The sequence below is a fragment of the Streptomyces katrae genome, from assembly GCF_000966975.1.
In the GTDB taxonomy this organism is placed as follows: Bacteria; Actinomycetota; Actinomycetes; order Streptomycetales; family Streptomycetaceae; genus Streptomyces; species Streptomyces katrae.
On record NZ_JZWV01000687.1, the window covers coordinates 1 to 6,224 of the forward strand.

Here is a 6,224-nt window from a genome sequence, read left to right on the forward strand (position 1 = left end):
CGCCTGGACGCGGACGGCGACGGCTGGACCTGCTAGCCGCCCGCACGGAGAAGGGGCCCCGCCGCGATCCGCGGCGGGGCCCCCTCCGTGGGCCGCGCCCGGAGTGCGGGCTCCGGGCGGCCGTGCGATAACGGCAGGATGAAACGCTCCTCAGTGCGAGTAGGCGGCCAGCGAGATGCCCACGTAGTGGGCCACGAAGGCCGCCAGCGTCAGGGAGTGGAACACCTCGTGGAAGCCGAAGAAGCGGGGCGAGGGGTTGGGGCGCTTGATCCCGTAGATCACGCCGCCCGCGCTGTAGAGGAGGCCGCCGACGATCACCAGCACCAGGACCGCGATGCCGCCGGTGCGCAGGAAGTCCGGCAGGAAGAAGACGGCGGCCCAGCCCATCGCTATGTAGCAGGGGGTGTAGAGCCAGCGCGGGGCGCCGACCCAGAAGACGCGGAAGGCGATGCCGGCGGCGGCCGCGAGCCACACCGCCCACAGCAGGGTCCGCCCGGTGGAGTCCGGCAGCAGCAGGACGGTGAGCGGGGTGTAGGTGCCCGCGATGATCAGGAAGATGTTGGCGTGGTCGAGCCGGCGCAGGATCGCCTCGCCGCGCGGGCCCCAGGTGCCGCGGTGGTAGACGGCGCTGACACCGAAGAGCAGGCAGGCGGTGAGGATGTACACCCCGCACGCGACCCGCGCCCGCGTGGAATCGGTGAAGGCCATCAGCGCCAGACCCGCGACCACGACGGCCGGGAACATCCCGGTGTGCAGCCAGCCGCGCATCAGTGGTTTGGCCGGTTCGGCCTGCGGAGCTGCGCGTTCGGCCGGTGCGGCCGCGACGGCAGCGGCGTCAGAAGTCATGGTCGCCATGCTACCTACGGGTCCGTAGGTTTCCGTTATTCCTCTTTACGGAAGATTGACCGACGTGGCGATGCTCACGTGAGAGGCCCCCTGGACATATGCGCACACGCACCGGATGATCAGATGAGTGCGGTCGACACCGGATGAGCGGAGCGCGAAGCGTCCGGGTCGCGGCCCCCACGGGGCATACACCAAACAAACCCCTCAACAAGGAGCAATCGTGGCGCGCGACAACGCGGCTCCCACCCCTTCCCTCCCGACGACGCACCAGGAGCTGATCTCCTGGGTCGACGAGATCGCGGCGATCACGCAGCCCGACCGCGTCGTCTGGTGCGACGGCTCCGAGGCCGAGTACGAGCGCCTGTGCGAGGAGCTCGTCGCCAAGGGCACGTTCAAGAAGCTCGACGAGACCAAGCGCCCGAACTCGTACTACGCCGCCTCCGACCCCTCCGACGTCGCGCGCGTCGAGGACCGGACCTTCATCTGCTCCGAGAAGGAGGAGGACGCGGGCCCGACCAACCACTGGAAGGCCCCTTCCGAGATGAAGGAGCTCTTCGCCGGTGAGCAGGGCATCTTCCGCGGCTCCATGAAGGGCCGCACGATGTACGTCGTGCCCTTCTGCATGGGCCCCCTGGGCTCCGAGCTCTCCGCGATCGGCGTCGAGATCACCGACTCCGCCTACGTCGCGGTCGCCATGCGCACCATGACCCGCATGGGCAAGGCCGTCCTCGACGAACTCGGCACCGACGGCTTCTTCGTCAAGGCCGTCCACACCCTCGGCGCCCCGCTCGCCGAGGGCCAGGCCGACGTCCCGTGGCCCTGCAACACCACCAAGTACATCTCGCACTTCCCCGAGACCCGCGAGATCTGGTCCTACGGCTCCGGCTACGGCGGCAACGCCCTGCTCGGCAAGAAGTGCTACGCGCTGCGCATCGCCTCCGTCATGGCCCGTGACGAGGGCTGGCTCGCCGAGCACATGCTGATCCTCAAGCTCACCCCGCCGGCCGGCGAAGGCGAGACCAAGTACGTCGCGGCCGCCTTCCCCTCCGCCTGCGGCAAGACCAACCTCGCCATGCTGGAGCCGACCATCCCCGGCTGGACGGTCGAGACCATCGGCGACGACATCGCCTGGATGCGCTTCGGCGAGGACGGCCGCCTCTACGCGATCAACCCCGAGGCCGGCTTCTTCGGCGTCGCCCCCGGCACCGGCGAGCACACCAACGCCAACGCCATGAAGACGATGTACGCGAACACCGTCTTCACCAACGTCGCGCTCACCCCCGACGGTGGCGACGTGTGGTGGGAGGGCATGACCGAGGAGCCCCCGGCCGAGCTGATCGACTGGCGCGGCAACCCGTGGACCCCGGAGTCCGAGACCCCGGCCGCCCACCCGAACGCCCGCTTCGCCGTCCCGGCCTCGCAGTGCCCGACGATCGCCCCCGAGTGGGAGGACCCCAAGGGCGTCCCGATCTCCGCGATCCTCTTCGGCGGCCGCCGCGCCTCCGCCGTGCCGCTGGTCACCGAGTCCTTCGACTGGAACCACGGCGTCTTCATCGGCTCGAACATCGCCTCCGAGAAGACCGCCGCCGCCGAGGGCAAGGTCGGCGAGCTGCGCCGCGACCCGTTCGCGATGCTGCCGTTCTGCGGCTACAACATGGGCGACTACATGGCCCACTGGGTCAAGGTCGCGGCCGACAAGGACCAGACCAAGCTCCCGAAGATCTACTACGTGAACTGGTTCCGCAAGAACGACGCGGGCAAGTTCGTGTGGCCCGGCTTCGGCGAGAACAGCCGCGTCCTGAAGTGGATCGTCGGCCGCCTCGACGGCACCGCCGAAGGCGTCGAGACCGCGATCGGCGTCCTGCCGACCAAGGCCGCCCTCGACCTCGACGGCCTCGACATCTCCGACGAGGACCTCGACTTCCTCCTCACCGTCGACAAGGACGTGTGGCGCGAGGAGGCCGCCCTGGTCCCCGAGCACCTCAACACCTACGGCGACCACACGCCGAAGGAGCTGTGGGAGCAGTACCACGCGCTCGTCGAGCGCCTGGGCTGAGCCCGACGCCTGCCGATGCCGCAGGCCACCTGAACGTGGGAGTCCCCGACCAAGGTTCTCCCACCGCTGTGGGAATCCCCGACCAAGGCTTTCCCAGAGCAGCACACGTCCTGCCGACGGGCGGGGGCCACTGTCCCGGCCGCCGCCCGTCACACCCTCAGGAGCGTCCGCGCTCTTCAAGGTAGGCCGTGTGCGTCTGCTGACGGCGGGCCTCCCTGTCCTGGAGGCCCGCCGTCAGGCGTTCCGCCTCCTCGGACAGCACCGACAGCTGCCGCTCCAGGTGCCGCTCCGGCGACTCCCCGCCCGGCGTCAGCCGGGTCCACCAGCGGGTCCGGTTGTACGTGTCCACGCATTCCGGCACGTCCAGCCGGATCGCCCGCGACAGCGCGTGCACCGCGTCCGGCTCCGTGGCCAGTGCCTCCGTGCCCCAGCCCGGCTCCAGCAGCGCCCCGTACAGGTCCAGCAGCCCGCCCAGCTTGCCCTCGGCGGCCGGCGGGAGCTCCACCTCCGCCGCGTACTCCCGCAGCCGGGCCAGGTCCTCCCGTACGACGCCCAACTGCTCGGCCGTCCCCGGGAACACCGGCACGGAAGCCCGCTCGGGCGGGGCGATCAGCGCGCCCGCCCCGTACAGGCCCGCGATCACCACCGGCCAGTACGCGCCCGCCGCCCCGGCCACCGTCAGTGCCAGGCCGGCCAGTCCGCAGGCGCTGCCGACCAGGTTCTTCTTCGACTCCAGGTAGCCGAGCACCCGGGTCGACGGCCTACTGGTAGCCACGGATCTCCTCGAAGGCCCCGTCCAGCGCATGGTTGCCCTTGGTGGCGTCGAAGAGCCGGCCGCCCGTCAGCTCGGTGATGTGGGAGAGCTCCTTGCGGTCCGAGTCCCCGAACAGGACCGCGAAGACCGGCGTGTGCCGCTGCCCCTCCGGGAGACCGGCGTAGAAGGAGTCGAAGTCCTGCACCCTGTCCCCGCTCTGCCCGTCCGTCATGAGCACGATCGAGGTGAACGCGTCCGCGTTCCCCTGCCCCAGGTGCTGGTACGCCGCCTTCAGACTTCCGTACACCGCCGTACCGCCGTCGGGGCGCAGGGACTGCACGTCCCGTCGGATCGCGTCCAGGGCGGGCCCCGGGTTCCCGGGCTCCACGACGTGGGTCAGCACCTGCTTCACCTTGTCGCCGAACGGCAGGAGCGTCACCTCCTCGCGGTCCCGGAACCGCTGCCCGGGCCCCGAACTCCCCGTCCCCGTCAGGTCCGTGAGGGCGTCCCGCAGCCGGCCGATGCGGTTGTCGTCGCCCATCGAACCCGAGGTGTCGAGCACGTACACCGTGCGGGAGGGCCGGCGCAGCTCGTTCTCGTACGAGGCCAGCAGCCCGTCCGCGACCGGACGCGAGCCGGGGAACGGCAGCTCCCGCCGCTTCTCCGCCTCCAGCCCGTCGGCCGGCGCCACCCCGGCGGCCACCGGGCGGCGGAAGGTCTGCGCGGTGATGGCCCGCTGCGCCGCGTCACCCCGCAGGTAGTCCGTCAGCCGCCGGCCCGACTCCCGGGCCCCGGCGGGGGAGGAGGCCAGGAGCGTCAGCGGGTAGTGGGCGGTGACCACCCCGTCCTTGGGGCGGATCACGGTCAGCGGCGCCTTGCCGGCTCCCGCGTCCTTGTTCATGGAGAGCAGCACCGACTCGTAGTTCACGAGGGCGTCGACGTCGCCGCGCCTGGCGTACGCCGTCGCCAGCCAGCCGGAGGAACCGGAGGTCAGCTTCTGCCCGTTGAAGAAGCCCTTCAGACGGGGCTGGGCCTTCTTCACGTCCTCGTCGGTGAGCGCCGCCTGGGCCCCCGAGAGCCCCGAGGCCACCGATACGAGGGCCGAAAAGCCGGAGTTGGAACGCACCGGGTCCGTCATCCCGTACGTCAGCTTCCCGGCGGCCACGGCCTCCTCGACCGCCGCCCAGGTCACCTCCTGCGGCTTCCAGCCGAGCCGGGACAGCGCCTCGGGCCTGATGCCGAGGGCGACCGGCGAGGACATCACCGGGGTCTCGTTGGCGAGTTTGGCGGCCGCCTCCGGGCGCAGGCGGAGGTAGTCGTTGGAGGAGAGCCAGATCGCGTCGTACTTGCCGTCCGCCTTGCCCGAAGCCACCTGCTCGGCCGCGTCGAGCGTCCCCGACCAGGCGAAGTCGACGGACACGCCGGTGGCGGCCTTGGCGTCCTTGAGGACCTGGGCCATGTCGGCGAGTTCGCTGGAGGCCAGGACGCGCAGCCTGCCCTCCTTGTACTCGGCCGAGGGCTTGCCGGAGGAACCGGACGCCGTGCTTTCGTCCGGCTCGCCGCCGGCGCAGGCCGAGGCCCCGAGGAGGGTGGCGGTCAGCGCGATCGCCGCCGCGAGGCGTCTGCGGACGCGCGCGGTGTGCCGCTTCATTCCCCACCGCCTTCCAGGGCGCTCGGTGTGCGGGTGCGGGCCAGGTACGCCGAGGCCGCCTGGAGCTCGCCCGTCAGGGACTCGACCGTCGCCGCCATGTTCTCCGCGGCCTGGACCTTGAAGGAGTCGATCGCGTCGAGGGTCTTGTAGATCTGCCCGAAGGCCGTACGGAGGGTCTCCGCCCCGACCGCCGGGTCCGCGGCGATCCGCTGGATCTCCCCGCTCTGGCCGGCCAGCATCTCCGCGTTCCCGCGGATCAGGCTCTCGGTGGTCCCGCGCAGGTTGTTGACCTGCTCGATCACCTTGCGCTGGCTGTCGAGGGCCGAGGCCAGCATCACCGCGATGCGCAGGGCCGAGACGGTGGTGGTCGCGGCCCGGTCGACCCCCTTGATCAGCTCGTCGTTGTTGCGCCGGACCACGTCCATCGCCAGGTAGCCCTGGGCGCAGACGGCCAGCTGCGTCAGCAGGTCCTGGTGCTTCTGGCGGACGGGGAACAGCACGTCGGAGCGGAGCGCGTCCGCCTGGCCGGGGTCGGTGCGTTCGGCCTCGCCGATCCGCTGCTCGACGGCCGCGTCCAGGGCCTCGGTGAGCACCGCGTACTCCTGGAGCTTGCCCATGGTCTCCCAGAGCCGGGCCCGCTCGGTGTGCAGGGCCGCGTTGTCGCGACGCAGCTCGTCCTGGCCGCCGAGGAGGGCCTGCACGATCCGGTTGAGGGTGTCCTGGGCGGAGGCGTACCTGGCGACGTGGTCGCGCAGCCGGTTGCCGCCCGGCAGCTTCGCCAGCAGCCTGCGGGCCCCCTTGACGGGGGCGCCGGCCTGCGGGTCGAGGTCCTCGACGGTACGGCGCAGCTCGACGAGGGAGCCGGCGACCCGGGCCTGGGCGGCACCGCCGCCGTCCGCGCCGATCGACCGTACGGC

The 6,224-nt window shown here is 71.4% G+C and carries 5 protein-coding genes; 1 reads left to right on the top strand and 4 read right to left on the bottom strand.

Annotated features, from left to right (window positions below):
• Nucleotides 1–150 precede the first annotated feature (150 nt).
• Nucleotides 151–846 (bottom strand): PAQR family membrane homeostasis protein TrhA, encoded by a 696-nt coding sequence (trhA, locus tag VR44_RS24015; RefSeq protein WP_045949663.1) that lies wholly within the window; start codon nucleotides 844–846, stop codon nucleotides 151–153.
• Nucleotides 847–1,066: 220 nt separating this feature from the next.
• Here trhA and VR44_RS24020 point away from each other — a divergent pair, with 220 nt between their 5' ends.
• Entirely contained in the window at nucleotides 1,067–2,902 is a 1,836-nt protein-coding gene (locus VR44_RS24020) for a phosphoenolpyruvate carboxykinase (GTP) (protein WP_045949659.1), read from the top strand.
• A 157-nt stretch (nucleotides 2,903–3,059) separates the two neighbouring features.
• On the opposite strand, the gene VR44_RS24025 is transcribed toward VR44_RS24020, so the two are convergent.
• The 3 genes from VR44_RS24025 to VR44_RS24035 all read right to left on the bottom strand — a co-directional run.
• Entirely contained in the window at nucleotides 3,060–3,677 is a 618-nt protein-coding gene (locus tag VR44_RS24025; protein WP_245692137.1) for a hypothetical protein, read from the bottom strand.
• Nucleotides 3,664–5,307: a VWA domain-containing protein gene (locus VR44_RS24030; protein ID WP_045949661.1), complete on the bottom strand. Its 1,644-nt coding sequence runs from the start codon at nucleotides 5,305–5,307 to the stop codon at nucleotides 3,664–3,666. Before VR44_RS24030 ends, VR44_RS24025 begins: the two co-directional genes overlap by 14 nt.
• On the bottom strand, nucleotides 5,304–6,224 hold a 921-nt coding region (locus VR44_RS24035; RefSeq protein WP_045949662.1), incomplete at its 5' end, for a toxic anion resistance protein. The genes VR44_RS24035 and VR44_RS24030, both read right to left, overlap by 4 nt.

Bases quoted from the DNA above. Each gene is read 5' to 3' on its own strand.
- trhA (WP_045949663.1), bottom strand. From the start codon at position 846: ATGACTTCTGACGCCGCTGCCGTCGCGGCCGCACCGGCCGAACGCGCA.
- VR44_RS24030 (WP_045949661.1), bottom strand. From the start codon at position 5,307: ATGAAGCGGCACACCGCGCGCGTCCGCAGACGCCTCGCGGCGGCGATC.